This is a genomic window from Streptomyces sp. A0958 (assembly GCF_004795035.1).
Lineage (GTDB): Bacteria > Actinomycetota > Actinomycetes > Streptomycetales > Streptomycetaceae > Streptomyces.
The window spans coordinates 1-24,617 of sequence record NZ_SSBK01000009.1 but is presented as its reverse complement, the minus strand read 5'-3'; the positions used below and the strand labels follow the sequence as shown (position 1 = coordinate 24,617).

Annotated in this window: 25 protein-coding genes and 4 pseudogenes; 10 read left to right on the top strand and 19 right to left on the bottom strand. The window is 72.4% G+C overall.

Going from position 1 to position 24,617, the window contains the following annotated elements; genetic code table 11:
- Positions 1-133: 133 nt before the first annotated feature.
- The 6 genes and pseudogenes from E6P78_RS12190 to tsaB form a co-directional block, all read right to left on the bottom strand.
- Positions 134-499 (bottom strand): hypothetical protein, encoded by a 366-nt coding sequence (locus tag E6P78_RS12190; RefSeq protein WP_136203582.1) that lies wholly within the window; start codon positions 497-499, stop codon positions 134-136.
- 141 nt (positions 500-640) lie between these two features.
- Positions 641-803: pseudogene (locus E6P78_RS33385) on the bottom strand (VOC family protein); the annotation flags it as partial.
- Between the two features lie 8 nt (positions 804-811).
- Complete coding sequence (locus E6P78_RS12180; protein WP_136203581.1) at positions 812-1,096, bottom strand: hypothetical protein; 285 nt, start codon at positions 1,094-1,096, stop codon at positions 812-814.
- A complete protein-coding gene (gene tsaD / locus E6P78_RS12175) occupies positions 1,093-2,193 on the bottom strand; it encodes a tRNA (adenosine(37)-N6)-threonylcarbamoyltransferase complex transferase subunit TsaD (protein ID WP_136203580.1) in 1,101 nt (366 codons plus the stop codon). The genes E6P78_RS12180 and tsaD overlap by 4 nt, the downstream gene beginning before the upstream one ends.
- Positions 2,193-2,720 (bottom strand): ribosomal protein S18-alanine N-acetyltransferase, encoded by a 528-nt coding sequence (gene rimI, locus E6P78_RS12170; protein ID WP_136203579.1) that lies wholly within the window; start codon positions 2,718-2,720, stop codon positions 2,193-2,195. Before rimI ends, tsaD begins: the two co-directional genes overlap by 1 nt.
- A complete protein-coding gene (tsaB, locus tag E6P78_RS12165; RefSeq protein WP_136203715.1) occupies positions 2,717-3,364 on the bottom strand; it encodes a tRNA (adenosine(37)-N6)-threonylcarbamoyltransferase complex dimerization subunit type 1 TsaB in 648 nt (215 codons plus the stop codon). Before tsaB ends, rimI begins: the two co-directional genes overlap by 4 nt.
- Positions 3,365-3,570: 206 nt before the next feature.
- Between tsaB and E6P78_RS12160 the strand changes: the two genes are divergently transcribed.
- Positions 3,571-4,113, top strand: coding sequence for a hypothetical protein (locus E6P78_RS12160; RefSeq protein WP_136203714.1), 543 nt, complete (start codon positions 3,571-3,573; stop codon positions 4,111-4,113).
- Between the two features lie 320 nt (positions 4,114-4,433).
- Here the strand turns inward: E6P78_RS12160 and tsaE are convergent, their stop codons facing one another.
- The 8 genes from tsaE to E6P78_RS12120 form a co-directional block, all read right to left on the bottom strand.
- Positions 4,434-4,988, bottom strand: a complete 555-nt coding sequence (tsaE, locus tag E6P78_RS12155) for a tRNA (adenosine(37)-N6)-threonylcarbamoyltransferase complex ATPase subunit type 1 TsaE (RefSeq protein ID WP_136203578.1) — start codon at positions 4,986-4,988, stop codon at positions 4,434-4,436.
- Between the two features lie 26 nt (positions 4,989-5,014).
- Positions 5,015-6,223 (bottom strand): alpha/beta hydrolase, encoded by a 1,209-nt coding sequence (locus tag E6P78_RS12150; RefSeq protein ID WP_136203577.1) that lies wholly within the window; start codon positions 6,221-6,223, stop codon positions 5,015-5,017.
- A gap of 98 nt (positions 6,224-6,321) precedes the next feature.
- On the bottom strand, positions 6,322-7,491 hold the full coding sequence (gene alr, locus E6P78_RS12145) for an alanine racemase (RefSeq protein WP_136203576.1): 1,170 nt from the start codon (positions 7,489-7,491) through the stop codon (positions 6,322-6,324).
- Between the two features lie 73 nt (positions 7,492-7,564).
- Positions 7,565-7,951, bottom strand: coding sequence for a DUF488 family protein (locus E6P78_RS12140; protein WP_136203575.1), 387 nt, complete (start codon positions 7,949-7,951; stop codon positions 7,565-7,567).
- A 42-nt stretch (positions 7,952-7,993) separates the two neighbouring features.
- Complete coding sequence (locus E6P78_RS12135) at positions 7,994-9,460, bottom strand: NAD(P)H-hydrate dehydratase (RefSeq protein WP_136203574.1); 1,467 nt, start codon at positions 9,458-9,460, stop codon at positions 7,994-7,996.
- 48 nt (positions 9,461-9,508) lie between these two features.
- Complete coding sequence (locus E6P78_RS12130) at positions 9,509-9,877, bottom strand: holo-ACP synthase (protein ID WP_136203573.1); 369 nt, start codon at positions 9,875-9,877, stop codon at positions 9,509-9,511.
- A gap of 40 nt (positions 9,878-9,917) precedes the next feature.
- On the bottom strand, positions 9,918-11,765 hold the full coding sequence (glmS, locus tag E6P78_RS12125; protein WP_136203572.1) for a glutamine--fructose-6-phosphate transaminase (isomerizing): 1,848 nt from the start codon (positions 11,763-11,765) through the stop codon (positions 9,918-9,920).
- Between the two features lie 170 nt (positions 11,766-11,935).
- Positions 11,936-13,441: an MFS transporter gene (locus tag E6P78_RS12120; RefSeq protein WP_136203571.1), complete on the bottom strand. Its 1,506-nt coding sequence runs from the start codon at positions 13,439-13,441 to the stop codon at positions 11,936-11,938.
- A 152-nt stretch (positions 13,442-13,593) separates the two neighbouring features.
- Here E6P78_RS12120 and E6P78_RS12115 point away from each other — a divergent pair, with 152 nt between their 5' ends.
- Together E6P78_RS12115 and E6P78_RS12110 are read left to right on the top strand one after the other, a co-directional pair.
- Positions 13,594-14,577: an Lrp/AsnC family transcriptional regulator gene (locus E6P78_RS12115; RefSeq protein WP_136203570.1), complete on the top strand. Its 984-nt coding sequence runs from the start codon at positions 13,594-13,596 to the stop codon at positions 14,575-14,577.
- Between the two features lie 94 nt (positions 14,578-14,671).
- Positions 14,672-16,126 carry an ATP-binding protein gene (locus tag E6P78_RS12110; protein WP_136203569.1) on the top strand — a complete coding sequence of 485 codons (1,455 nt, stop codon included), beginning with the start codon at positions 14,672-14,674 and terminating at the stop codon, positions 16,124-16,126.
- Positions 16,127-16,195: 69 nt separating this feature from the next.
- On the opposite strand, the gene E6P78_RS12105 is transcribed toward E6P78_RS12110, so the two are convergent.
- Together E6P78_RS12105 and E6P78_RS12100 are read right to left on the bottom strand one after the other, a co-directional pair.
- Positions 16,196-16,402 carry a DUF397 domain-containing protein gene (locus tag E6P78_RS12105; protein WP_136203568.1) on the bottom strand — a complete coding sequence of 69 codons (207 nt, stop codon included), beginning with the start codon at positions 16,400-16,402 and terminating at the stop codon, positions 16,196-16,198.
- Positions 16,399-17,250, bottom strand: coding sequence for a helix-turn-helix transcriptional regulator (locus tag E6P78_RS12100; protein WP_136203567.1), 852 nt, complete (start codon positions 17,248-17,250; stop codon positions 16,399-16,401). Before E6P78_RS12100 ends, E6P78_RS12105 begins: the two co-directional genes overlap by 4 nt.
- 127 nt (positions 17,251-17,377) lie before the next feature.
- Between E6P78_RS12100 and E6P78_RS12095 the strand changes: the two genes are divergently transcribed.
- Both E6P78_RS12095 and E6P78_RS12090 read left to right on the top strand, forming a co-directional pair.
- The gene (locus E6P78_RS12095; RefSeq protein ID WP_136203566.1) at positions 17,378-17,797 is read left to right on the top strand and encodes an ATP-binding protein; all 420 of its coding nucleotides are present in this window, start codon (positions 17,378-17,380) and stop codon (positions 17,795-17,797) included.
- A 304-nt stretch (positions 17,798-18,101) separates the two neighbouring features.
- Positions 18,102-18,983, top strand: coding sequence for a helix-turn-helix domain-containing protein (locus E6P78_RS12090; protein WP_136203565.1), 882 nt, complete (start codon positions 18,102-18,104; stop codon positions 18,981-18,983).
- 112 nt (positions 18,984-19,095) lie between these two features.
- On the opposite strand, the gene E6P78_RS12085 is transcribed toward E6P78_RS12090, so the two are convergent.
- Positions 19,096-19,305: a hypothetical protein gene (locus tag E6P78_RS12085; RefSeq protein WP_136203564.1), complete on the bottom strand. Its 210-nt coding sequence runs from the start codon at positions 19,303-19,305 to the stop codon at positions 19,096-19,098.
- Between the two features lie 136 nt (positions 19,306-19,441).
- Here E6P78_RS12085 and E6P78_RS12080 point away from each other — a divergent pair, with 136 nt between their 5' ends.
- The gene (locus E6P78_RS12080; protein WP_136203563.1) at positions 19,442-20,086 is read left to right on the top strand and encodes a dihydrofolate reductase family protein; all 645 of its coding nucleotides are present in this window, start codon (positions 19,442-19,444) and stop codon (positions 20,084-20,086) included.
- Positions 20,087-20,099: 13 nt separating this feature from the next.
- On the opposite strand, the pseudogene E6P78_RS12075 reads toward E6P78_RS12080, so the two are convergent.
- Positions 20,100-20,282 (bottom strand): annotated as a pseudogene (locus E6P78_RS12075) (DUF4396 domain-containing protein); the annotation flags it as partial.
- A gap of 134 nt (positions 20,283-20,416) precedes the next feature.
- Between E6P78_RS12075 and argG the strand changes: the two are divergent.
- The 3 genes and pseudogenes from argG (at position 20,417) to E6P78_RS12060 (ending at position 23,683) form a co-directional block, all read left to right on the top strand.
- Positions 20,417-21,862, top strand: a complete 1,446-nt coding sequence (argG, locus tag E6P78_RS12070) for an argininosuccinate synthase (protein ID WP_136203562.1) — start codon at positions 20,417-20,419, stop codon at positions 21,860-21,862.
- 467 nt (positions 21,863-22,329) lie between these two features.
- Positions 22,330-22,440, top strand: a pseudogene (locus tag E6P78_RS12065) (excisionase); the annotation flags it as partial.
- Positions 22,437-23,683: pseudogene (locus E6P78_RS12060) on the top strand (tyrosine-type recombinase/integrase). The pseudogenes E6P78_RS12065 and E6P78_RS12060, both read left to right, overlap by 4 nt.
- Positions 23,684-23,786: 103 nt before the next feature.
- Here E6P78_RS12060 and E6P78_RS12055 read toward each other — a convergent pair.
- Positions 23,787-24,047, bottom strand: coding sequence for a hypothetical protein (locus tag E6P78_RS12055; RefSeq protein WP_136203561.1), 261 nt, complete (start codon positions 24,045-24,047; stop codon positions 23,787-23,789).
- 272 nt (positions 24,048-24,319) lie between these two features.
- On the opposite strand from E6P78_RS12055, the gene E6P78_RS12050 reads away from it, so the two are divergent.
- Positions 24,320-24,617 (top strand): transposase (locus E6P78_RS12050; protein ID WP_206307794.1); only part of this gene is annotated, 298 nt, incomplete at its 3' end.

The window sequence follows — 24,617 nt, the reverse complement described above, 5'->3', positions numbered from 1 at the left end:
GGCTAATTTGTCCTTTTGTCGTACTGGCTGCATGGCGCCGCATATTGCCAGTACGTGAACGGGCGGCGGGCCCGACACCGCCGCCGCCCCCGCGCGGTCCCCCGGGTGGCTCACACGGGGGCGGCCGAACGCGTCACACGAGGTCGGTCAGGTCCTCCGCGTACACCTGCGAGAGCGGCTGAGGGCCCACGTACTGCTGGCAGTTGCACTGCCCCGACTCGAAACGGACGGGCTTCTTCTGCTCGTCCCAGGCGGTCGGCACCTCGACCCGCTCGTGGCACTTGCCCTGCTTGTCGTGCTTGGCGAGGTGGTGCGTGCAGCCGCAGACGGGCTCGGGCGGCTTGCTGGCGGCCTCGACCGCGAGCCGTTCCTGCCGGCCGGCCTCCATCAGCTCCATCCTGCGGGTGTGGCGGTTGCGCAGCGCGGTGCGGATGTTGTCGGCGAGCCAGCCGAAGCCGCCCGTCCAGAAGATGATGAGCACCCACCAGTACCACTCCATAAAGCCCTCCCCCTGCGTCACGGCGCACACAGGAGCGCCCGTGTACACGCCAAGAATAGGGCGCCGGGGCTCAGCGCTGACCAGCGGTGCGGCGGCGGTCGCACCGGCCGGCGTCCGGAGAACCCGACGCCCGCGCCCCGCTCAGGCCTTGCGCAGGGCCTCGATGTCCAGGCGCTTCACGCCGAACATCGCCTTCATGGCGCGGGCCGCCTTCTCCGGGTCCGGGTCGGCCAGGACCTCCGAGGCCCGGCGGGACGATCTGCCAGGAGTCGCCGAACCGGTCCTTGAGCCGGCCGCACCGGCCCCCGGAACTCATCGGCCGGGCGTCACCGGCCCCAGCGACTCGAAGCGCCAGCGGTGCACCGGGCGGGTGATCAGGGCCGCGTCCGGCTCGGGCAGCTCCGGCGGGTCGTCGGCGTACGCGCCGTCCCACCAGGTGATGACCAGGACCCGGTCCCGGGGAGCACGGAGGAGTTCGCTGCGCAGGGGCGGCCGGGCCAGCTCCGCGGCGCGGGCGCGGGCCCACTCCAGGAGTTCGGCGCCCCGGCCCTCGGTGGCGCGGGCCTCCCACATCAGGGCGGTGGCGGGGGCGCTCATGAGTAGAGGTTGTCCTTGCTGACCTCGTGCACGTGGTCGTGGTCGTGAGTGTGGGCGCCCGGGACGTGGGTCTCGGTGACCGGCAGCGAGGAGTCGGCGGACAGCTCCAGGTCTGAGGAGGGCCGGTTGCGGGCCACCATCTCGGCGCCGAGCGCGGCGACCATCGCCCCGTTGTCGGTGCACAGCTTGGGGCGCGGCACGCGCAGCCGGATGCCGGCCCGCTCGCACCGCTCCTGGGCGAGCGCCCGCAGCCGGGAGTTGGCCGCGACGCCACCGCCGATCATCAGGTGGTCGACGCCCTCGTCCTTGCAGGCGCGGACGGCCTTGCGGGTGAGCACGTCCACCACGGCCTCCTGGAAGGAGGCGGCCACGTCCCGGACCGGCACCTCCTCGCCGGCCGCGCGCTTCGCCTCGATCCAGCGGGCGACGGAGGTCTTCAGGCCGGAGAAGGAGAAGTCGTACGCGGGGTCGCGCGGGCCGGTCAGGCCGCGCGGGAAGGCGATGGCGGCCGGGTCGCCCTCCTGCGCGAGCCGGTCGATGACCGGGCCGCCGGGGAAGCCGAGGTCCAGCACCCGGGCGATCTTGTCGAAGGCCTCGCCCGCCGCGTCGTCGATGGTCGCGCCCAGCGGCCGCACGTCGTTGGTGATGTCGGGCGCCAGGAGCAGCGAGGAGTGCCCGCCGCTGACCAGGAGCGCCATGGTGGGCTCGGGCAGCGGGCCGTGCTCCAGCTGGTCGACGCAGATGTGCGAGGCGAGGTGGTTGACCCCGTACAGCGGCTTGTCCAGCGCGTACGCGTACGCCTTGGCCGCCGAGACGCCGACGAGCAGGGCGCCCGCGAGGCCGGGCCCCGCGGTGACGGCGATGCCGTCGAGGTCCCGGCCGCTGACGCCGGCCTCCTTCAGGGCGCGCTCGATGGTGGGGACCATCGCCTCCAGGTGCGCGCGGGAGGCGATCTCCGGGACGACGCCGCCGAAGCGGGCGTGCGTGTCGACGCTGGACGCGACGGCGTCCGCGAGGAGCGTGGTCCCCCGGACGATGCCGACCCCGGTTTCGTCGCAGGAGGTCTCGATGCCGAGTACGAGCGGTTCGTCAGCCATCAGTCAGTCTCTGTTCCCTGTGCGTGCCCCGGGATGTCCTCGGGTACGTCTTCGTGTACGTGCAGGCGCATGACGAGTGCGTCGACGTTGCCCGGCTGGTAGTAGCCGCGGCGGAAGCCGATCGGTTCGAAGCCGAAGCGTCCGTACAGCTTCTGGGCCCGGATGTTGTCGACGCGGACCTCCAGCAGCACCTCGGCGCACTCGAAGGCGGTGGCGTGCTTGAGCAGATCGGTCAGGAGCTCGGAGCCGAGTCCGCCGCCCCAGTGGTCGCGGGTGACGCCGATCGTCTGTACGTCGGCGAGGTCACCGGCGGCGGCGAGGCCCGCGTACCCGACGATCCGGCCGGTGGCCGGGTCCTCGGCGACCACGTAGCGGCGGGTGGCCCCCTGGCCCCGCGCGTGCGCCAGCTCGGACCAGAACATGCCGGCCGACCAGGCGTCGTCCGGGAACAGCTCGTGCTCCAGGTCGAGCACCGGATCGATGTCCCACCAGCGCATCTCGCGCAGCACGGCGGTCGTGGCGGTCACTTGGGGGTGACCACCTTGTAGTTCTTCGGGACCTGCGCGTCGGGCCTGCGGAGGTAGAGCGGCTGCGGCGGCAGCAGTTCGTCACCGGCCGCGAGGCGTTCGGCGGCGAGGCCCGCGAGGGCGCCCGCCGCGAGGTGTTCGGGGCCGCGCGCGTCCGGGAAGGCGTCGGGGTAGAGCACCGCGCCCGCCCCGACGACGGGGAGGCCCGCGAGCCGCTCGGCGATGTCGGCGGGCCGGTCGACGGAGGGCCCATCGGTCCGGGTGCGGGGGTCCTCGTACCGCGCCCAGTAGACCTCCCTGCGGCGGGCGTCCGTGGCGACGGCGAACGGTCCTTCGAGCCCGGCCCGCCCGGCGGCGTACGCGAGGCCGTCCAGGGTGCACAGCCCGTGCACCGGCACGGACAGCGCCGAGCCGAACGTCGCGGCCGTCACCAGGCCGACCCGCAGCCCGGTGTACGGTCCGGGGCCGACGCCGACGACGACGTCCGTCACGGCGTCGAGTTTCACCCCGGCGTCCGCGAGGACCCGGTCGACGGCGGGCAGCAGCAGCTCCCCGTGCCTGCGGGCGTCGACCTGGGCGGACTCGGCGACGACGCGGGTTCCGTCGTGCAGGGCGACGGTGACGGCGGGGGTGGCGGTATCCATTGCGAGCAAGAGCACGCAAACAGCCTACGGCTCCGGCGCGGTCCGCCCCGCGCCCCGTACGGCTTCCCGTTCCGGGCGATCCCGGCTGCTACCGTCACCGGGTATACGCGGAGTACGTGTAAACGCTTGTACGACTTACGACACGCGACTTACGGCACACGACGGCGAAAGAGGCACGCACGGTGGCAAGGGGCAGCTCGGGAATCGTGGCCGCGCTCACCGCGGCGGCCATCGCCGCGGTCGGCTTCCTGGCCTACCAGGCCTCCGCCAACGTGCCCGACCACCTGAGCGCGAAGCCGAAGCCGTCCACCAGCGCGTCCGCGCCGACCGGCGGCGGCCACGCCAAGCCCAAGGTGAAGAAGGACCCGCTCGCGGTCCCCGCCGACTCCGGCACCGGGGCGCGGGTGGTGTACGCACTGGGCGACCGCCGGGTGTGGCTGGTGGACGCGAAGGGCAAGGCGTCCCGGACGTTCAAGGTGATGCCGAGCGCGGTGACGGCCGTGCCGGGCACCTACGCGGTGACCTCGCGCTCCGGCACCGTCCAGGGCTCCGACGGCGTGCCGATCGAGCACGTGGTGCGGTTCACCTCGGTGAACGACGTGGCGATCGGCTTCAGCGCGGCGCAGGACGGCTCGATGGAGGAGCCGGACCCGACCCTGAAGGCCGGCGGCGTACGGATGTCCCGTGAGGACGGCGACGCCATGTGGACGTTCGCCACGGTGAGCGCGAAGGTGGTCGTGGTCCCGTGAGCCGGAGCGCGGATCAGCGCCCCGGACGATCGGGGCGCGGGCCGTTCTCGGACCGGTCGGAGATGTCCCCGGTCGCCGGACGGGTCTGATTCGGCGGGGTGGACACCGCGTTCGCCGCCGCTCCCGCGGCCAGCAGGTCCCTCATCGATACCGCCCGCGGCGGCTGGGCTTCATGCTCGGATGCCGGCATGGACGCCTCCTGAGACTCCGGTGGAAGGCATGGTTAGGCAGACCTAACCTGCTCTCGTCCTCCATGTCACCATGCCTGCCCCGTCCGGCGCAACATTTTACCGACAAGGCGTCGGAAACAGCGGGCCCGCTCAGGCCCAGGGCGCCCAGGACTCGTTGCGCAGCCCCGCCCACCGGGCACCCACGCCCAGCAGCGTCACCGAGCGCCGCTCGTCGTCCGTGTCCCCGACCGCGCGGTCGATGAACACCTGGAGCCGGTCCTCCGACAGCTCCTCGACCTTGCCGTCGCCCCACTCGACGACGACCACCGACTCCGGCAGCGACACGTCCAGGTCCAGGTCCTCCATCTCGTCCAGACCGCCGCCCAGCCGGTAGGCGTCGACGTGGACCAGCGCCGGACCGTCGCCGAGCGGCGGGTGGACGCGGACGATCACGAAGGTGGGGGACGTGACGGCGCCGCGCACCCCCAGGCCCTCGCCGAGCCCCCGGGTCAGGGTCGTCTTGCCGGCGCCCAGCTCGCCGGTGAGCATCACGAGGTCGCCGGGGCGCAGCACAGCGGCGAGCCGGCGGCCCAGGGCCCGCATCTGTTCGGGGGCGTCGACCGCCAGCTTCACGGTGACGGCGGAGGGGGCGTTCTCGTACGCGGCGGCCCCAGCGGCCGCCGGGCTGTTCTGTGCTGCTTCCATGGCCGGAAACGATACGGCCCCGGCCGTCAGGATTCCGGTACGGCGCCCGCGCGCACCAGCAGGTCGGCGAGCCGGTCCGTCACCGTTTCCGGGTGTTCCAGCATCACCAGGTGGCCGGCGTCCGGGACGATGACCTGTTCCGCGTCGGGCAGCCGGTCCGCGATGGCCTCGCTGTGCGAGCTGGGCGTGACGAGGTCCTTGTCACCGGCCAGGATGAGGACGGGGAGATCGCGGAAGAGGGGCAGGGTCGCGCTCTGGTCGTGTTCGGCGAAGGCGGGGTAGAACTCGGCGACCACGTCGATCGGGGTGGACTCGATCAGCCGCTCGGCGAACCGCGCGACGGCCGGGTCCACGTCCCGCGAGCCGAACGAGTACCGCTTGATCAGCCCGGCGAACAGGTCCGCGGTCGCCCGCCGCCCCCGCTCCACCAGCTCCGCCTGCGAGCCGAGCGCCTTCAGCACCCCGGGCAGGACCCGCCGCACCGCGTTGACGCCCGCGACCGGCAGGCCGAAGCTGACCTCGTTGAGCTTCCCGCTCGACGTACCGACGAACGCGACGGCGGCGACCCGGTCGCGGATCAGCTCCGGGTACCGCTCGGCCAGCGCCATGATCGTCATCCCGCCCATGGAGTGGCCGACCAGGACGAGCGGGCCCTCGGGGGCGGCCGCGTCGATGACGGCCTTGAGGTCGCGGCCGAGCTGGTCGATGCCGACGGGCACCCCGCCGCCGGCCCTCGCCTGGGCGCGGCCGCGTTCGGAGCGGCCGTGGCTGCGCTGGTCCCAGTGGACGGTGCGCACGATGCCGCGCAGGGCTGCCCGCTGGAAGTGCCAGGAGTCCTGGCTGAGGCAGTAGCCGTGGCTGAAGACGACCGTGACCGGGGCGGGGGCCTTGCGTCCGAAGAGCCGGCGCCGGCGGGGGCCCGCACCGGCGGACGAGGATGTGGCGTCTTCGGAGCCGGCCTCGTCGATCTCGTCGGTTTCGTAGTACAGCTGGGTGCCGTCGTCGGCCGTGGCCCGGCCCGGCAGCCCGCGCAGCGAGCCGTACGGTCCGGTGGCGTCCAGGGCCAGCCGGGCGCGCTTGCGCATGGACCGGCCGACCGTCAGCCGCTCCACCGCGACCCCGGCCGCCGCCCCGGCGGCGATCACGCCTATGGCGGCGCCGGCGACTCCCGCCCGGCGCCAGCCGGCCGCCGAAGCGGCCGTCGCCACCGCGTCACCCGCACTGATCTCGCTCACCGTGCCGCACTCCTCGTCGGTCGTGTCGGTCCGTCCCGGCCCGAGCCAGGCCCGTCTCGGACGTGTTCAGATCGTGCCTGGTCAGGGGCCTTCACCGGTCAGGACCCGGCCGAGGCACCGTCCGCCGCCCCGGTGCCCAGGTGGACGCGCGGCACCCGGGCCCCGATCCGGGTGACGATCTCGTACGCGATCGTGCCGGCCGCCTCGGCCCAGTCCTCGGCGCTCGGCTCGCCCCGGTCGCCCGGGCCGAACAGCACCGCGTCGCTGCCGACCGCCACCTCGTCGCCGTGGAGGTCCACGACGAACTGGTCCATGGCCACCCGGCCCGCGACCTTCCGCCGCACCCCGCCGACCAGGACCGGGCCCCGGCCCGACGCGTGGCGCGGGATGCCGTCGGCGTACCCGAGCGGCACCAGGCCGAGCGTGGTCTCGGCGGCCGTCGTGTAGTGGTGGCCGTAGCTGATGCCGTGGCCGGCCGGTACGTGCTTGACCAGGGCGACGGACGCGGCGAGCGTCATGACGGGGCGCAGCCCGAAGTCGGCGGCGGTGCCCAGCTCGGGGCCGGGCGAGATGCCGTACATGGCGATCCCGGTGCGCACGAGGTCGAAGTGGGACTCGGGGAGCGTGAGGGTGGCCGGGGAGTTGGCGATGTGCCGCACCTCGGGCTCGACGCCGGCCTTCTCGGCGTACGCCACCATGTCGCGGAAGGTGTCCAGCTGGGCGGTGATCGAGGGGTGGCCCGGCTCGTCGGCGCAGGCGAAGTGGGACCACAGGCCGGTGACGCGGACCGTGCCCGCCTGCTCGGCGGTGCGGGCGGCGGCGACCAGTTCGGGCCAGTCGGCGGGCTGGCAGCCGGCCCGGCCGAGGCCGGTGTCCGCCTTGAGGTGGACGCGGGCCGGCCGGCCGGCCTCCGCAGCGGCGGCGGTGACCTCGCGCAGCGCCCACATGCCGCTCACCGACACGTCGATGCCGGCCTCGATCGCCTCGCGCCAGGGCCCGCCCGGCGTCCACAGCCAGCACATCATCGGGGCGTCGAGCCCGGCCGCGCGCAGGGCCAGCGCCTCCTGCGGCGTGGCGGTGCCCAGCCAGGTGGCGCCGGCCTCCAGCGCGGCCCGCGCGCAGGGGACCGCACCGTGCCCGTAGGCGTCGGCCTTGACCACGGCCATGAGCCGCGCCCCGGACGCCCGGGCACGCAGGACGCGCACGTTGGCGCGGAGTGCGGCGAGATCGATCTCGGCACGGGCTCTCAGGGGCGCTGTCTCGTTCATATCGCGCCCAGTGTCTCAGAGCTGTGCCGTCCGGCGGCCATGGCGGGGCGTGCCGAACCGGTGCACGGGCTGGTCAGCCGTGGTGCAGCTCGTGCCCCAGGTGTTCGGCCAGGACCGGTACGTGGCTGTGCGGAACGTCCTTGACCGCCGTGACGAGCGTCACCGGGCCGCCCTCGCGTACCAGCCCCACCAGCTCGTCCACGGCCGCCGCGTGCACCGGGTCGGCCAGCTCGGCGCGGTAGCGGTCCACGAAGGAGTCGTAGCGGGTCTCGGAGCGGTCCTCGTGGTACCAGGAGCGCAGCTCGTCCGAGGGGGTGAGGTCCTTGAGCCACCGGTCGATCGCGGCCCGCTCCTTGGAGACCCCGCGCGGCCACAGCCGGTCGACCAGGACACGAGTGCCGTCGCCGTCCTCCGCGGGGTCGTACACCCGGCGTACGCGCACCTCGTCGCTGCTGCTCACGGCCGACCGCCTCTCGGGTGCGGATGCTGCCTCCAGGATCGCTCAGGCCAGGACGTCCCGCCAGGCCGCGGGGATCGCCTCGGCGACGTCCAGTGCGGCGAGCGGGGAGCCGTCCGCCGCGCGGCGGGCCGCGAGGCCGTGCAGGTAGGCCCCGGCGGACGCGGCGTCGAGCGGGGCGAGGCCGGCGGCGAGCAGCGAGCCGGTCAGGCCGGAGAGCACGTCGCCGCTGCCGGCGGTGGCCAGCCACGAGGTGCCCGTCGGGTTGACCCGGACCGGGGTGTGCGGGGTGTCGGTGGCGACCACGGTGGTCGACCCCTTGAGCAGGACCGTCGCGCCGAACCGCTCGGCCAGGGCGCGTACGGCGGCGAGCCGCCCCGCCTCGACCTCCTCGCGCGCCACGCCGAGCAGCGCCGCGGCCTCCCCGGCGTGCGGGGTGAGGACGGTGGGCGCGGTGCGGGCCCGGACCACGTCGGCGTCCAGCAGCCGCAGCCCGTCCGCGTCGACCAGCACCGGCACCTCGGCGGCCAGCACGTCGGAGACGGCCTCCACGGCCTTCGTCCCGTCGCCGAGCCCCGGCCCGACGACCCACGCCTGCACCCGCCCGGCCTGCGAGGGCCGGCCCGCGTGGACCAGGACCTCCGGATGCCGGGCGATGACGGCCTCGCCGCCGGGGCCCGCGTAGCGCACGGCCCCCGCCCCGCCGCGCAGCGCCCCGGAGACGGCCAGCACCGCGGCGCCCGGGTAGCGGGTCGATCCGGCGGCGATGCCGACGACGCCTCGCCGGTACTTGTCGCTCTCGGCGGCGGGCACGGGCAGCAGGTCCGCCACGTCCGCGTACTGAAGGGCCTCCAGGTCGGGCACGTCGGGGAGTTCGTCGCCGAGCCCGATGTCCACGAGGCGCAGCGCACCGGCCCGTTCGGCGGCCGGGTCGACGAGCAGCGCCGGTTTGTACGCCCCGAAGGTGACGGTCGCGTCCGCGCGCACCGCGTCGCCGGGCACCTCCCCGGTGTCGGCCTCGACGCCGCTCGGCAGGTCGACGGCGACGACGGGGGCGCCGTGCGCGGTGTACCGCCCGACCAGTTCGGCCGCCTCGGGCCGCAGTCCGCCGCGTCCGCCGATGCCGGTGATGGCGTCCACGACGAGGTCGATGCGCCCGGCCCAGTCCTGGTGGGTGGTGCTGTCCCCGCCGTCCACGACGCGCCCGCCCGCCGCGCGCAGGGCCGCGCTGCCGCCCTCGTGGGCCCGGCCGTGGACGGCCCGTACGGCCACCACGCCCGCGCCGCGCCGGGCGAGCCGGGCGCCGGCGTACAGGGCGTCGCCCCCGTTGTCGCCGGTGCCGACGAGGAGGACGACCCGGGAGCCGTACACCCGGCCTGCCCGCCGCAGCAGGTCGGCGCAGGCGGCGGCGAGTCCGGCGGCGGCGCGCTGCATCAGCGCCCCTTCGGGGAGCCGGGCCATGAGGGCCTGCTCGGCGGCCCGTACGGTCTCAACGCTGTAGGCGGTACGCATGCCCCCCAACGTACGCAGGAATGGCCGGGGGCGCGCCACGTAAGGGTCCTATCCCTCCGCGATCACCACCGCCGAGGCGATCCCGGCGTCATGACTGAGCGACACGTGCCAGTGCTCCACGCCCAGTTCGGCGGCGCGGGCGGCGACCGTGCCGCGTACCCGCAGCCTCGGCCGGCCGCTGTCCTCGACGTACACCTCGGCGTCCGTCCACAGCAGTCCGGCGGGGGCGCCGAGCGCCTTGGCCAGGGCCTCCTTGGCGGCGAACCGGGCGGCCAGCGAGGCGATGCCGCGCCGCTCGCCGTCGGGCAGCAGCAGTTCCCGCTCCAGGAAGAGGCGCGTGGCCAGCTGCGGCGTGCGCCGCATCGCCGCGTCGAACCGTTCGATCTCCGCCACGTCGATCCCGACCCCGATGATCACGTATCCACCCTCATTGCTCGTTCACGGCCCCGCCCGCGGCTCACTCCACGGTGACGGACTTCGCCAGGTTGCGCGGCTGGTCGACCTCGTTGCCGCGGGCCGTCGCCAGCTCGCAGGCGAAGACCTGCAACGGCACGGTGGCGACCAGCGGCTGAAGCAGCGTAGGCGTTGCCGGAATCCGGATGAGGTGGTCGGCGTACGGGACGACCTCGTCGTCGCCCTCCTCGGCGATGACGACGGTAAGGGCGCCGCGGGCCCGGATCTCCTGGATGTTCGACACGATCTTGCCGTGCAGCACCGAGCGCCCGGCCGGGGACGGCACCACGACGACGACCGGGAGCCCGTCCTCGATGAGCGCGATCGGCCCGTGCTTGAGCTCTCCTGCGGCGAACCCCTCGGCGTGCATGTACGCGAGTTCCTTCAGCTTCAGCGCCCCCTCCAGGGCCACCGGGTAGCCGACGTGCCGGCCGAGGAAGAGCACGGTGTCGTGGGAGGCCAGCGACCGGGCCAGCTCCCGGACCGGTTCCATGGTCTCCAGGACGCGGTCGACCGAGCCGGAGATCTCGGAGAGCTGCCGGATGACGGTCCGGATCTCGTCGCCCCACTTGGTGCCGCGCACCTGGCCGAGGTAGAGGGCGACGAGGTAGCAGGCGACGAGTTGGGTCAGGAACGCCTTGGTGGAGGCGACGGCGACCTCGGGCCCGGCGTGCGTGTAGAGGACGGCGTCGGACTCGCGGGGGATGGTGGAGCCGTTGGTGTTGCAGATGGCGAGCACCTTCGCGCCCTGCTCACGGGCGTGCCGCAGGGCCATCAGGGTGTCCATCGTCTCGCCGGACTGGGAGATGGCGACGACCAGGGTGTGCGGGTCCAGGATCGGGTCGCGGTAGCGGAACTCGCTGGCCAGCTCGGTCTCGCAGGGGATGCGGGTCCAGTGCTCGATGGCGTACTTGGCGATCATCCCGGCGTGGAACGCGGTCCCGCAGGCGACGATCACCACCTTGTCGACCTCGCGCAGCTCGCCGCGCGTGATGCGCACCTCGTCCAGGTGGAGCGTGCCCTCGGGATCGATGCGGCCGAGGAGGGTGTCGGTGACGGCCTTGGGCTGCTCGGCGATCTCCTTGAGCATGAAGGAGGCGTACCCGCCCTTCTCGGCGGCCGACGCGTCCCAGTCCACGTGGTACGAGCGCACCTCGGCGGGCTCCCCGTCGAACCCGGTGACGAGGACGCCCTCCCGGCGCAGCTCCACCACCTGGTCCTGGCCGAGTTCGATCGCGGACCGGGTGTGCGCGATGAACGCGGCGACGTCGGAGGCGAGGAACGACTCGCCCTCCCCCACCCCGACGACGAGCGGCGAGTTGCGCCGGGCCCCGACCACGACGTCGGGCGCGTCCGCGAAGACGGCGACGAGCGTGAACGCCCCTTCGAGCCGCCGGCACACCTGCCGCATCGCCTCGGCCGGCTCCCCGCTCCCGCTGTACGCCTCGGCGAGGAGGTGGGCGACGACCTCGGTGTCGGTCTCGGAGAGCAGGTCGTGGCCGCGCTCGCCGAGTTCGGCGCGCAGGGCCGCGAAGTTCTCGATGATCCCGTTGTGGACGACGGCGACGCGGCCCGCGTTGTCGAGGTGCGGGTGCGCGTTGACGTCGGTGGGTCCGCCGTGGGTGGCCCACCGGGTGTGCCCGATCCCGGCGCTGCCGGCCGGCAGCGGGCGCTCGGCGAGCGCCTTCTCCAGGTTGACGAGCTTCCCGGCCCTCTTGGCGGCGGCCAGCCCGCCGTCGGCGAGGACGGCGATGCCGGCGGAGTCGTACCCCCGGTACTCCAGCCGCTTGAGGCCCGCGACGACGACGTCCTGCGCCGACTGCCCACCGACGTAACCCACGATTCCGCACATAGTGGTCCTTTCCTGGTCACCAGCCCCTGTTCTTCGCATAGTCGCAGAAGTGATCCCCATTTCAAGCCCAACGGAGCCCGCCGGCCCAGCGCGCCCCGTCGAGCCCGCACCGGCCGCTTCAAGCCCGTCCGGCGATTGAGGACAAGGCGCCGCCGGAGGTGGCGCGCACCTCAGCCGGCCCGCACGGCCTCCGGCACCGCACCGCTCCCAGCAGCCTCCGGCGCCTCCGGCGCCCCAGGCGCCCCCCGCTTCCCCTTCACGAGCAGCAGCACCGCCGCCCCCGCGACGATCCCCACCGCACCGGCCACCACGGCCGCCACGTCCAGCCCCGAGGCGAACGCCGCCCGCAGCGCGTGCTCCGGCACCCCGGCCGCGCGCAGCCCGGCCGCGCCGCCGCCCGCGAGAGCGTGGGACTGGCCGTCGCCCAGGCTCTCCCCCATCCGGGAGGTCAGCACCGTCCCGAGGACGGCCACCCCGAAGGCGTATCCGAGCTGGCGGAAGGTGTTGACCGCGCCGCCCGCCATGCCGGCCCGCTCCGGCGGCACCGCCGCGAGCGCCGCGCCCGCGATGGCCGGCGACACCAGCCCCGTACCGATGCCCGCGACCACCAGGCCCGGTATCAGCGCGGGCCACGAGGAGCCCGCGCCGAGCACGGCCTGACCGAGCGTGCCGGCGCCGATGAGGGCGAGCCCGACACCGATGGTCAGGCGCGGCTGCACCCCGTGCAGCAGGCGCCCGCCGGCGGCCGCCACCACGAACGAGGTCGCGGCCAGCGGCAGGACCGCCAGACCGCCCTGGACCGGGCTCAGGCCGAGGACCGTCTGCAACCAGATCGAGGTGTACGGCAGCACGCCGAACGCCGCCATGTTGAAGGCGAGCGACCCCGCCATCACACCGGTGAAGGCGGAGGTCCGGAACAGCGAGAGGTCCAGCAGCGGGTGGGCGACGCGCAGCTCCACGAGGACGAAACAGAGCAGCGCCAGCGCGGCGATCCCGAAGGTGGCGAGCGTCTGCCCGGACGTCCAGCCGACGCTGCCCGCCCGTACGACGGCGTACGTCGCGGCCCCCGCGAACACCGCGAACGCCACGGTCCCCGCCCAGTCGGTCCGCCGGTCCCGCGCCCCGTGCGACTCGGGCACGGTCCTGAGGGTCAGCCAGATGGCGCCCACGCTGACCGGCAGGTTCACGAAGAAGATCCAGCGCCAGCCGGGCCCCTCGGTCAGCAGCCCGCCGACCACCGGGCCGATCGCGGCGGCGCCCCCGCTGACCGCACCCCACAGCCCGAGCGCCACGGACCGGTCCTTGCCCTGGTACACCGAGGCGAGCAGCGGCAGCGTGGTCGCGAACATCGCGGCCGCGCCCACCCCCTGGACCCCGCGCGCGGCCACCAGCGCGGCCGGCGAGGAGGCGAGGCCGCAGGCCAGCGAGGCGACGGCGAAGAGCACGACGCCCGCGACATGGACCCGGCGCCGCCCGAGCCGGTCGGCCGCGGCGCCGATGCCGAGCAGCAGCGCGGCGAGCGCGAGGGCGTAGCCGTCGATGACCCACTGCAGATCGGAGAGCGACGCGTCCAGCGCCCGCGCCATGTCGGGCAGGGCCACGATGACGATCGTCACGTCCAGCAGCAGCATGAACGTCCCCAGACAGACCGCGGTCAGCGGCCCCCACTTACGCATGTCCTTTGTCCTTCTCCCTGTACGGCTTCGGTGCGGCCCGTACGGCTTCGGTGCGGCCGGCGGCCACCCCCGTACGATCGGATGACCGCGTCCGGAATCCCCAGCCAGCGACACCCCGGCGCCGGAATCCGACATGAAAGGGGCCTGAAGCAGTGGAATCACCCACCCGGGGCGACGTCCTCGACCTGCGCATCCTGCACGCACTGGAGCTGGACGCCCGCGCCCCCTTCAGCCGGATCGCCGCCGCGCTCGGGGTCTCCGACCAGACGGTGGCACGCCGGTTCCGCAGGCTGCGGACGGAGGGCGGCCTGCGGGTGGTGGGGGTGCGGTGCGCGGCCTCGGAGGAGTCGTTGGAGCACTGGCTGCTGCGGGTGCGCTGCGCCCCCGAGGGCGCGATGGCCATCGCGGAGGCCCTGGCCAAACGCCCCGACACCTCGTGGATCGGGCTGACCTCGGGCGGTACGGAGGTGACGTGCACGGCCAACGTCCGCAGCCGGGGCGACGCCGACGACCTGCTCCTCGGCAAGCTGCCGCGCACCCCGCACATCGTGGACATCCGCGCCCACCAGCTCCTGCACCGCTTCTACGGCGGCCCGGCCGGCTGGCTCCACAAGAGCGGCGCCCTGACCCCGGAGGAGACCGCCGCCCTCACCCCGCCCCCCGCCTCCGCCCCGCCGGGCCCGGCCGTCATCACCGCCGACGACGAACCCCTGGTCGCCGCGCTGGAACGGGACGGCCGGGCCACGTACCCCGAACTCCAGCGCGCTACGGGCCACTCCGAATCATCGGTCAAGCGCCGCCTGGCCCGCCTCGTCGCCTCCGGCGCGCTCTACGTGGACGTGGAGTTCGACTCCGCCCACCTGGGCTTCCGCAACGCGAGCATGCTGTGCGTCACCGCCGCACCCCGCGCCCTGCACACGGTGGGCGAAGCACTCGCGACCGACCCCGAGGTGGCCTACGCGGCGGCCACCACGGGCCCGTCCAACCTGATGGCGGTCGTGATCACCCGCGACCCGGCCCACCTCTACCGCTACCTCAGCGCACGCCTGGGCCGGCTCGACGGCGTCGAACACGTGGAGTCGATGCCGCTGCTGCGCCGCGTGAAGCAGCTGACGTACCGGCCGTTCCGGGGATAGCGCGCGCTGCTGAACCGACCCTCCGAGTCCGGCCGACCGGCGGTAAAGTAGGAATGCTTCATACTTTGAGCCACTACGACTTCATGGAGGACCAGTGGCCTTCACCGGACGCGGCCGCGAGCTGCGCATCCTCGGATCGTGGCTGGAGCGCGTCGCCTCCGGCGCGGGCGGCAGCGCCGGACAGGCGCTGGTCATCAAGGGGCGGCGACGTGTCGGCAAGACGCGGCTTGTGCAGGAGTTCTGCGCCCGGTCGGGCCGGCCGTACGTCTTCTTCCAGGCGACCCGCAGCCAGCCGGCGCCCCTCGCCCGGCGGGCTCTGTTCGACGCGGTCGCCGGTGGTCAGGGGATGCGGGACCACGGTGCGGCACTGGAACACGCAGCCGCCCCCGGGGACTGGGGGCGGACGCTGGCCGCCGTCAGCGCCGCCCTGCCCTCCGACGAGCCGGTGATCCTCGTCCTCGACGAGGTCCCGTGGCTGTCCGAGGCGGACGGCGGCTTCGACGCGGCACTCAAGACGGCCTGGGACATGCACCTGTCCGCCAAGCCGGTGCTCCTGCTGCTACTCGGCTCCGACCACGCAATGATGGACCGGCTGACTTCGTACGACCACCCGTTCTACGGCCGGGCCGGCCAGTACACCGTGGGGCCGCTCAGCCCGGCCGACGTACAGGACTCCACCGGTCTGGACGCGGGGGCGGCGCTCGACGCCTACCTCGTCACCGGGGGCTTCCCCGAGGTGGTCACCGGCTGGCATACCGGCGAGCCCGTCGCCGCGTATCTCGACCGCCAGTTGGAGGACCCGTCGTCGGTCCTGCTCACCACGGGCGAGCGGTCGCTCGCGGCGGAGTTCCCCGCACGTCTCCAAGCGGGCCGGGTGCTCCGGGCGATCGGCTCCGGCGAGCGCACCTTCTCCGGCATCGCCGCGAGCACGGGAGGCGCAGACGGGCGCGCGCTGGCACACGGCACGCTCGCCCCGATACTGAACGAACTCACGGAGGCCAAACGGATCGTGGCCACCGACGTCCCGCTCTCCACCCAGCCGGCCCTCAAGCTCAAGCGCTACCGCATCGCCGACACGTATCTGCGCTTCTGGCTGGCCCACCTGGAAGACGCCGTCGCCCAGGCGGAGAGGGGCAGGGGCGAAATCTCGGCCGCACGCATCCAGCGTTCCTGGCCCTCGTGGCGGAGCCGCGCGGTGGAGCCGGTGATCAGGGAGTCCCTGGCGCGCCGAGTCCCCGATGATCTCTTCCCCGAGGCCGTGGAGGTCGGCGGCTGGTGGAACCGGCAGAACAACCCCGAGGTCGACCTCATCGGCGCCGACGCGGCCCCGGTCGCAGGCCGCGTCTGTTTCGTCGGCTCGGTGAAATGGCGCGACGAGACTCCGTTCGGGGCACGCGACCTCGCGGAACTCGTCGCCTCCGCGCAGCAGGTCCCAGGTGCCCAGGACGCTCCCCTGATCGCGGTCAGCCGCGTCCCCCCGACGGACACGGCAGCGAAGGACCTGGCCGCGTACTGGGGCCCGGAGGACGTCATCGCGGGGTGGCGCTGAGTACATACACGCGGAGGACCTGCGGCGCGGATGTGCGCGGCAGGTCCTCCGTGGGCGGTGGTGCCGGTGTCAGTTGTCCGATGCGTACGAGACGAAGTCGGCCCAGGCGGCCGGGGTGAAGCCGAGTTCCGGGCCGGGGATGTTCTTCGAGTCACGGACGTGGACGGTGGCGGGGGCTGCGGCCACCTCCACGCACGAAGGACCGTCGTTCGAGCTGTGACTGCTCTTGAACCAGGTCAAGTCGGACGTGCTCCCGGCCGAGGACTTGGCACTCATGTCTCTCCCAGCAGTTTTTCGATGAAGGCCCGCGACAGCCGCGGCGTGAGCGCTTGCGCCCTGATCATGCCGTACCGCATCTCAAGGATCTGAACCTCCCTGGGATTGCTGATCAGCCGACTGGTGAGCTGCACCTCGTTGAGCCCAACAGCCGTGCCGTCCTTCAGCTTAAGCACACGGTGCGAGCCCGCCAGCCCCGAGTGCTCCTCCGTCTCTGTCGGCATGATCTGGATCTCGACGTGCCGCAACGACCCCAGCTCAAGCAAGCGTTCGAGTTGACGCCGCAGGACGGCCCTCCCCCCGATCGGCCGCCGAAGCGTTGTCTCCTCCTGGACAAAGGTCAGCAGAGGCACGGGACGGCGGTCCAGGACTGACTGCCGGGCCATGCGCGCGGCCACCAGGCGCTCGAATTGGTCCTCGGCGTAAGCCGGACGCCGCTCCCTGTACAGGGCGCGGGCATACTCCTCGGTCTGAAGGAGGCCGTTGATCACATCGGTGTCGTACGCGCCCATCTCCACTGCGCTGGCCTCCAACTTGGCCAGATCCCGGACCTTCTTCGGGTACCGCGCCTCCGCCACGTCCTGCTTCATCGCGGCGATCTTGCCCTCCGCCCCGACTGCCTTGTCCACCCTGTCCAGGAACTCCGGCTTCGGGATACGGACACCCGACTCCACCTTGTAGACCATGTTCTCGCCGTAGCCGATCAGCTCGCCCAGCTGCGCCGCACGTAAACCGGCCGCCTCCCGCCAGATCCGGATCTGCCGCCCGACGGCCGCGACCACCGCTTGTGAATCGTCCTCGGGCTCAGGGCCCCAGTCCTGGTCGCCCGCAATGTCGTTCACGCTCATCCGCCACCCGCCTCCAGCCACCCAGCTCCTGTACGCACCAGACAGCCCCGCACAACCGCTGGACAGTCACCGTCCGTACACGCGTCACTGCTGTTCAGCGTAGACACGTGCGGCCACGCTGAGTGACGTGAACCGAGAAATCACCCATCCGCGAACCCGCAGCGGCCAGTTCGTCGTCCAGCTCTCCGCCACCCGCCGGGGCGCCCGGCTCGCCCGGCTGCTGGCGACCGAGCAGCTCCGCTCCTGGGGGCTCCCGCTCGACGCCGCCCCTCTCGTCGTCGCCGAACTCGCGGCCAATGCCGTGTTGCACGGATACGTGCCGGGGCGGGACTTCCGCGTCCAGTTGACCGTCGAGGAGGACACGCTGCGCATCGAGGTGACGGACGCGCGCGGTGAGCACGTGCCGTGCCTCCGAGCGCAGAGCGAGGTGTCGGAGTCCGGGCGCGGACTACTGCTGGTCCAGGTGCTAGCCACCCGCTGGGGCGTCGAGCGCGGGCCTTTCCCCCGCAAGACCGTCTGGGCGGAGATCGCGCTCACCGGATCGTGACAGCCGCGACCCGATGGACGGCGACCCGGCCGGCCGCGACCCGGTGGTCCACGACGTAAAGGCTTTAAAGGACCTCTGGGAAAGAACCCCACCCAACCCACCCGACCCGGGTGGACCTCAGCAGGCCCCGTGCGCCCACGCGCGCCCGTCACCCGCACGGGTGAGGTTGCCCAACTGGGCTGGATATGACCCTGATTGCCTGGCATATGCTCGCGCAGCCAGACGTCAGAAACGTGACGGCCCCCGCCGGGACAGCAATCCCTGGCGAGGGCCTCACCACCGAGGAAGAGAACAGGGCTTCCCGATGGGGACATCGCAGGTTATCGCGCCCCCGCGCGCCCCGTCCCGGGGCATCGTGCACCAAAACGTGCGCCACACCACCCACTTCACCGTCATCGGCAACCACCTCGCCCAGCACAGCGAGCTCTCGCTCGTCGCGATCGGCCTGGCCACGCACATCCAGTCGCTGCCCGCCGGGGCGAAGGTCGGCGTCAAGTGCCTGACCGAACGCTTCCCCGGGAGCGAGACCCGCATCGCCGGGGCCCTGCGCGAACTGGAGGAACACGGCTACCTCACGCGCGAGCGCGAGCGGCTTCCCAACGGCCGGGTCGTCACCCGCACGACCTCGTACAACCAGCCGCGCGCCGCCGTACGCCCGGCCTCACGGGCACCCGTACGGACGCCGGTTCCGCACCCCGCTCCCCCCGCTCCCCCCGAAGCCGTCGCTCCCCCCGCAGCCGTCGCACCGCTCCCGCCCCGGCCCGAACCGCCCGTGAAGCGCCCGCCCCTCCCCCGGCCGCAGGCCCCTCACCCCGAGCTGTACCGGGCGGCGCGCGCCCTGCTCCTCGGGCTGCGGCGAGAGGCGGCCGAGATCGTGCTGCACGAAGGTGACATCGCCGCGCTCACCCCCGCCGTCGCCGCCTGGCTCGAACGCGACGTCACGCCCGCCGCCATCGCGAGGGCGCTGACGAGTGCCCTCCCCGCCCCGCTGAAGTGCCCCGCGAGACTCCTCGCGCACCGGCTGACCACCGGCCTTCCGGCGCCCCTCCCGGCCGCCGAACGAGCCGGGAGTCACGACGCCATACAGAACTGCGACGGCTGCGACCGGGGGTTCCGGGCACCGGAGCCCGGGTACTGCGCCGAGTGCCGGTCGGAGCTCGCCGCCACGGCGCGGCGACGGTCGTAGTCATGTGGCCCTGCCGACAGAGCCGTGCAGGCGGCGGCCCTCTTGCGGTAAGAGTTCTCCTTGGGGGTGGAAGCCCTTGCCGTCCTCCCCGGCGGCCGTAGCCGGCCCCGCGTCAGGCGGATCGCAGGAGAGCGGCGCCGGGGCCCTTGGCCGGGTCGAGGACCGCGGCGACGATGCGGTACTCCCCGGACAGTGACGCCCACACCTCATCGAGCAGTTCCTCCGGAGTCCGGGCTCCGGTCACGGCCTCGGCGAAGGGCGGCGCCGTCGCCACGCCCACGCCGGCCGCCTGGTGCGCGTAGTGGCGAGCGGGCGCCCGCACCCGGAAATAGGCTCGGTCCGGGGCCGGTCCCGTGCGCCGGACGTCATCGCGGACATCCGGACGGCGTTACGCCGATGAGTTCGGCCCGCCCGGGGAGTCATCCTTGGGTCACCACTCGAACACCAGGAGGAATCACATGGCTCAACTGCTGCGGGTCCAGAGCTTCACCGTCTCCGCCGACGGCGTCGCCTGCGGTGAGGACCAGACCCTGGAGCGGCCCTTCGGCCATGTCGACCCGGGGCAGCTGTTCTCCTGGGCCGGGGCGACGGCGAGCTGGCCGGGCCGGACCGACCCGGGCGGGAGCCGGGGCCTGGACGACTACATGACGCGGGACTTCTCGCACAACATCGGTGCCGAGATCATGGGCCGCAACAAGTTCGGCCCGCAGCGCGGGCCCTGGGAGGACCACGAGTGGCAGGGCTGGTGGGGCGGCGAACCGCCGTTCCACACCCCGGTGTTCGTCCTGACCCACCACAAGCGCCCCTCGTTCACGCTCTCCGACACCACGTTCCACTTCGTGGACGGCGAGCCCGCCGAGGTTTTGGCGCAGGCCCGGGAGGCGGCGCGGGGCAAGGACGTACGCCTCGGCGGCGGGGTCACGACCGTCAGGGAGTTCCTGGACGCCGACCTCGTCGACACCCTGCACGTGGCGGTGTCCCCGGTGAAGCTGGGGTCGGGCCTGCGGCTCTGGGACTCGCCGGACGATCTGCGCGACCGCTTCCACCTGGACGTCGTACCGAGCCCGAGCGGGGTGGCGCACCACCTGTTCTGGCGGAAGTGAGCCCGTACGCCGCTCAGCGGTAGGCGTGGACCACGGCGTGGCCCTTGCCGCGGCCGGTCATCCACCGGTTGACCGGTGTCGTGATCACGAAGGCGAGGGCCAGGGAGCCGGCGAGCGCGCCCCGGAAGAGGGCTCCGACCGGGCGCGCGTCCACGGCGTCGGGGATCGTCACCATGGCGGTGTCGTCGACGACCTCGGATGACGGCGATCGACAGAGGGCGGCCTGTGCCGCCATCCGCGCCAGGACGCGTGGCCGCCGGGGGCCGGCATTGCGATCCGGCATCGCAACCCGACATTGCATGATCATGCGAGATGATGCATAATCTTCCCATGTCCAAGGTCCTCACCTCCCTGCCCGCCGGCGAACGCGTCGGCATCGCCTTCTCGGGCGGCCTCGACACCTCGGTCGCGGTCGCCTGGATGCGTGACAAGGGCGCCGTCCCGTGCACCTACACCGCCGACATCGGCCAGTACGACGAGCCCGACATCGCCTCGGTGCCGGGCCGCGCCAAGGCGTACGGCGCCGAGCTCGCCCGCCTGGTCGACTGCCGCGCCGCGCTCGTCGAGGAGGGCCTGGCCGCGCTGACGTGCGGGGCGTTCCACATCCGCTCGGGCGGCAGGGCGTACTTCAACACCACGCCGCTGGGCCGCGCGGTCACGGGCACGCTCCTGGTCCGGGCGATGCTTGAGGACGACGTGCAGATCTGGGGCGACGGCTCCACGTTCAAGGGCAACGACATCGAGCGGTTCTACCGCTACGGCCTGCTGGCCAACCCGCACCTGCGGATCTACAAGCCCTGGCTGGACGCCGAGTTCGTGACGGAGCTCGGCGGGCGCAAGGAGATGTCGGAGTGGCTGGCCGCCCATGACCTGCCGTACCGCGACAGCACGGAGAAGGCGTACTCCACCGACGCCAACATCTGGGGCGCCACCCACGAGGCCAAGACGCTGGAGCACCTGAACACCGGGGTGGAGACCGTCGAGCCGATCATGGGCGTGCGGTTCTGGGACCCGTCGGTCGAGATCGAGACCGAGGACGTCACGATCGGCTTCGACCAGGGCCGGCCGGTCACGATCAACGGCGAGAAGTTCGAGACCGCCGTCGACCTGGTGATGAAGGCGAACGCCATCGGCGGCCGCCACGGCATGGGCATGTCCGACCAGATCGAGAACCGGATCATCGAGGCCAAGAGCCGGGGCATCTACGAGGCCCCCGGCATGGCCCTGCTGCACGCCGCGTACGAGCGCCTGGTCAACGCGATCCACAACGAGGACACCCTCGCCCAGTACCACAACGAGGGCCGCCGCCTCGGCCGGCTGATGTACGAGGGCCGCTGGCTGGACCCGCAGGCGCTGATGGTCCGCGAGTCGATCCAGCGCTGGGTCGGTACGGCCGTCACCGGCGAGGTCACCCTGCGGCTGCGGCGCGGCGAGGACTACTCGATCCTCGACACCACGGGCCCGGCCTTCAGCTACCACCCGGACAAGCTGTCCATGGAGCGCACCGAGGACTCCGCGTTCGGCCCGGTCGACCGCATCGGCCAGCTCACCATGCGCAACCTCGACATCGCCGACTCCCGCGCCAAGCTGGAGCAGTACGCGGGCCTCGGCATGATCGGCAACGCCAACCCGGCGATCGGCGCGGCCCAGGCCGCCGCGACCGGCCTGATCGGCTCCCTCCCCGAGGGCGGCGCCGAGGCCATCGCCTCCCGCGGCGAGGTCTCCGACGTGGACGAGATGCTGGACCGCGCGGCGATGGAGTCGGGCACGGACTAACCCCTGCGGCACGACGGCGAAAGGCCGGGCGCCCTTGGGGACCGCCCGGCCTTTCGCCGCGCTCCGGCCAAGGACCCGCGCGGGGCTCATGTTCCGGACCACTCCCCCGACCCCCGCTCACGTCGAAGCCATGCCCACGCACGCATCCGCTGAGTGGTCGACTCCTGCGCTCACCTCACGCGGAGGCCCCGCCAGGACGCACCTGCCGGGGCTTCATGTGTGCTGTTGTCACTCAGGACGTCGGGAGCGCCTGCGCCCCGGCGGTTCACGCCAAGGAGTCCGCCTCCGCGTGATTTTCGGCGATCATCCCGTCATGCGGGGGACTACGGAATTTATGGAGACTTTCGTATTCACTGCCAGAGGATTCCGACTCCGGGGCCATATTTAGGACGTAGTCAATTACGTGCTGCCCCCACATGCGTGTAGTTGTCAGATCGTGCCAGCCGACACCTGGAACGCTTGTCCCGGTATTGCGCACCCGGCGCCTCGCCTCGCTGACCATCGGCCGCGCCCGCCGCATCCCCACCCACGCCCTCGCTGACTACGTCCAGCACCACCTGGAAGAGGCCGCCCGATGACCGCCCCCAAGCGCAAGAAGGCCCGCGCCAACGGCGAAGGCACCAACTACCGGCGCAAGGACGGCCGCTGGGAAGCCGCCGGCTAAGTCCTCGCCGCCAACGGCACCCGCAAACGCGTCCGCGTCTACGGCAGCACGCGGAGGGAAGCCGCCGACAAGATCGCCGATAGCAACCGCGGCCTCCCCGACGCCACCGCCGACAGCGCCCTTGGCGACTACCTCACCTACTGGCTCGGCAGCGTCGCCATCCACCGGCTCCGCGAGAACACCCACACCCGCTACGCCGCCTGCGTCCGCCTCCACCTCATCCCCGGCCTCGGCACCAAGAAGATCGCCCGCCTCACCGCCAAGGACGTCCGCACCTTCCTCGACCGGCTCCGCACCACCTGCCAGTGCTGCGCCCAGGACCTGGACACCGAACGGAAGAGATGCTGCGCCGTCGGCGAGTGCTGCCAGAAGCACCTGTCCGCTTCGACCGTGACCTACGTGCACTCGGTGCTCAAGTCGGCACTGGAACACGCCGTCCGCGAAGACGAGCTGCCGCGCAACGTCGCCCGGAACGTCGAAGCCGCCACGCCCGGCCCAGGCGCTTCCGGCCCCTCACGGCGACAGAGGCTCGTCAGTTCCTCGACGCCGCCCGCACGGACCGGCTCCACGCCCTGTACGAACTCGCCCTTCGCACCGGCCTCCGCAAAGGCGAACTCCTCGGCCTCCACTGGGAAGACCTCGACCTCACCACCGGAACAGCCAGCATCCGGCGCTCGCTCCAGCGCACCCGAAGCGGCGGCCTCACTCACCTGCCCACCAAGACCCGCGCGTCCGAACGCCGAATCGCCCTCCCGACCGAATGCCTCCACTCCCTCAAGAAGCACCAGGAACGGCAGGACAAGGAGCGGGAGACCGCAGGGTCGGCCTGGACAGACAGCGGCCTCGTCTTCTCCACGCCCACTGGCCGCCCTCTCGACCCTGCCAACCTCACCCGCCGCTTCCGCGGCTTCCTCAACCAGGCCGGGCTCCGGCGCATCCGCTTCCACGACCTCCGCCACTCGACCGCCACCCTGTTGCTGGAACAAGGCGTGGACCTCATCGTCATCAAGGAACTCCTTGGCCACGCCCACATCGGCGTCACTGCCGGCGTCTACACCCACGTACGACTCCGCCTCCAGCGCCAAGCCGTCGACGCCTTGGGCAATGCCCTTGGCTCGACCGACGGCGACCCACCCGCCGCGGCCGTCGTCCGCTGACGTTGCCGTCAGCGTTGCCGTCAAACGCCCGAGAGGCCCCACCGAATAGCTATTCGGTGGGGCCTCTCGAAATGTTTACAGCATGCTATGGGCTGAGGCTGACTTACCGAGTCACCTGAAGGCGCTCCTCCAGTGTTTCCATTGAAATCTCACCTTGCGCCCATGCGGTGACGTATTGCAGGTCATGAACCGAAAGACCGAAGGCCGATCGAAGCACTTGGACCAGCCGGAACGGCGCCGACCTCAAGTCCGGATGCTTGTCGATAAGGAGATCGGCGATCTCTGCAACACTGCACCCAATCGCGCCGTACTCGACGGCCAAGCGCGCCAATCGTTCAATTTCCTCGTCCATCAGTTCCCTCATCTTCGGAATGTGGCAAGAACTTGCTGGAAGTCCCCGTCGAGCCTCGGAACTGCTTCATCGATCCTCGCACGAGTGAAGCCATATCTGGCTGCTTGTCTTCCAGTCCAGGTTCCCTTGGCTGCCGATACAAGGCTCGCACCACCACGGACAGCTTCGTTGAAGCCTCCAAGGTTATCTCCGTAGACCCAGATCCCCTGGATGCCCTGAACGCGGTCCCCGAAGTGGGGTCTGTACGGTGAGCGGTGTAACTCCCGATCTGAAAGCGGCAGTTGATGACTGACGTGGTGAGTGACATCGAGGCCGGGGAGGCCGCCGTGAGTGCGCTGGATGCTGTGGATGACGGTCTGGTTGCCGAGCTGGTGGCCCGGGCCGAGGCCGGCGGAGTGAAGCTGACCGGTGAGGGCGGCCTCCTGGCGGAGCTCACGCGCAAAGTGCTGGAGTCCGCGCTGGAGGGCGAGCTGACCGACCACCTCGGGCATGAGCCCGGCGAGCGGGCCGAGGGCGGTCGGGAGAACTACCGCAACGGTCACCGGTCCAAGACGGTGACGACCGAGGTCGGCCCGGTGGAGA

Coding starts and splice junctions, on each gene's coding strand:
- E6P78_RS12190 (WP_136203582.1), bottom strand. CDS start 499: ATGGAGTGGTACTGGTGGGTGCTCATCATCTTCTGGACGGGCGGCTTC.
- E6P78_RS12180 (WP_136203581.1), bottom strand. CDS start 1,096: ATGAGCGCCCCCGCCACCGCCCTGATGTGGGAGGCCCGCGCCACCGAG.
- tsaD (WP_136203580.1), bottom strand. CDS start 2,193: ATGGCTGACGAACCGCTCGTACTCGGCATCGAGACCTCCTGCGACGAA.
- tsaB (WP_136203715.1), bottom strand. CDS start 3,364: ATGGATACCGCCACCCCCGCCGTCACCGTCGCCCTGCACGACGGAACC.
- tsaE (WP_136203578.1), bottom strand. CDS start 4,988: ATGGAAGCAGCACAGAACAGCCCGGCGGCCGCTGGGGCCGCCGCGTAC.
- alr (WP_136203576.1), bottom strand. CDS start 7,491: ATGAACGAGACAGCGCCCCTGAGAGCCCGTGCCGAGATCGATCTCGCC.
- E6P78_RS12135 (WP_136203574.1), bottom strand. CDS start 9,460: ATGCGTACCGCCTACAGCGTTGAGACCGTACGGGCCGCCGAGCAGGCC.
- glmS (WP_136203572.1), bottom strand. CDS start 11,765: ATGTGCGGAATCGTGGGTTACGTCGGTGGGCAGTCGGCGCAGGACGTC.
- E6P78_RS12120 (WP_136203571.1), bottom strand. CDS start 13,441: ATGCGTAAGTGGGGGCCGCTGACCGCGGTCTGTCTGGGGACGTTCATG.
- E6P78_RS12105 (WP_136203568.1), bottom strand. CDS start 16,402: ATGAGTGCCAAGTCCTCGGCCGGGAGCACGTCCGACTTGACCTGGTTC.
- E6P78_RS12100 (WP_136203567.1), bottom strand. CDS start 17,250: ATGAGCGTGAACGACATTGCGGGCGACCAGGACTGGGGCCCTGAGCCC.
- E6P78_RS12090 (WP_136203565.1), top strand. CDS start 18,102: ATGGGGACATCGCAGGTTATCGCGCCCCCGCGCGCCCCGTCCCGGGGC.
- E6P78_RS12080 (WP_136203563.1), top strand. CDS start 19,442: ATGGCTCAACTGCTGCGGGTCCAGAGCTTCACCGTCTCCGCCGACGGC.
- argG (WP_136203562.1), top strand. CDS start 20,417: ATGTCCAAGGTCCTCACCTCCCTGCCCGCCGGCGAACGCGTCGGCATC.
- E6P78_RS12055 (WP_136203561.1), bottom strand. CDS start 24,047: ATGAGGGAACTGATGGACGAGGAAATTGAACGATTGGCGCGCTTGGCC.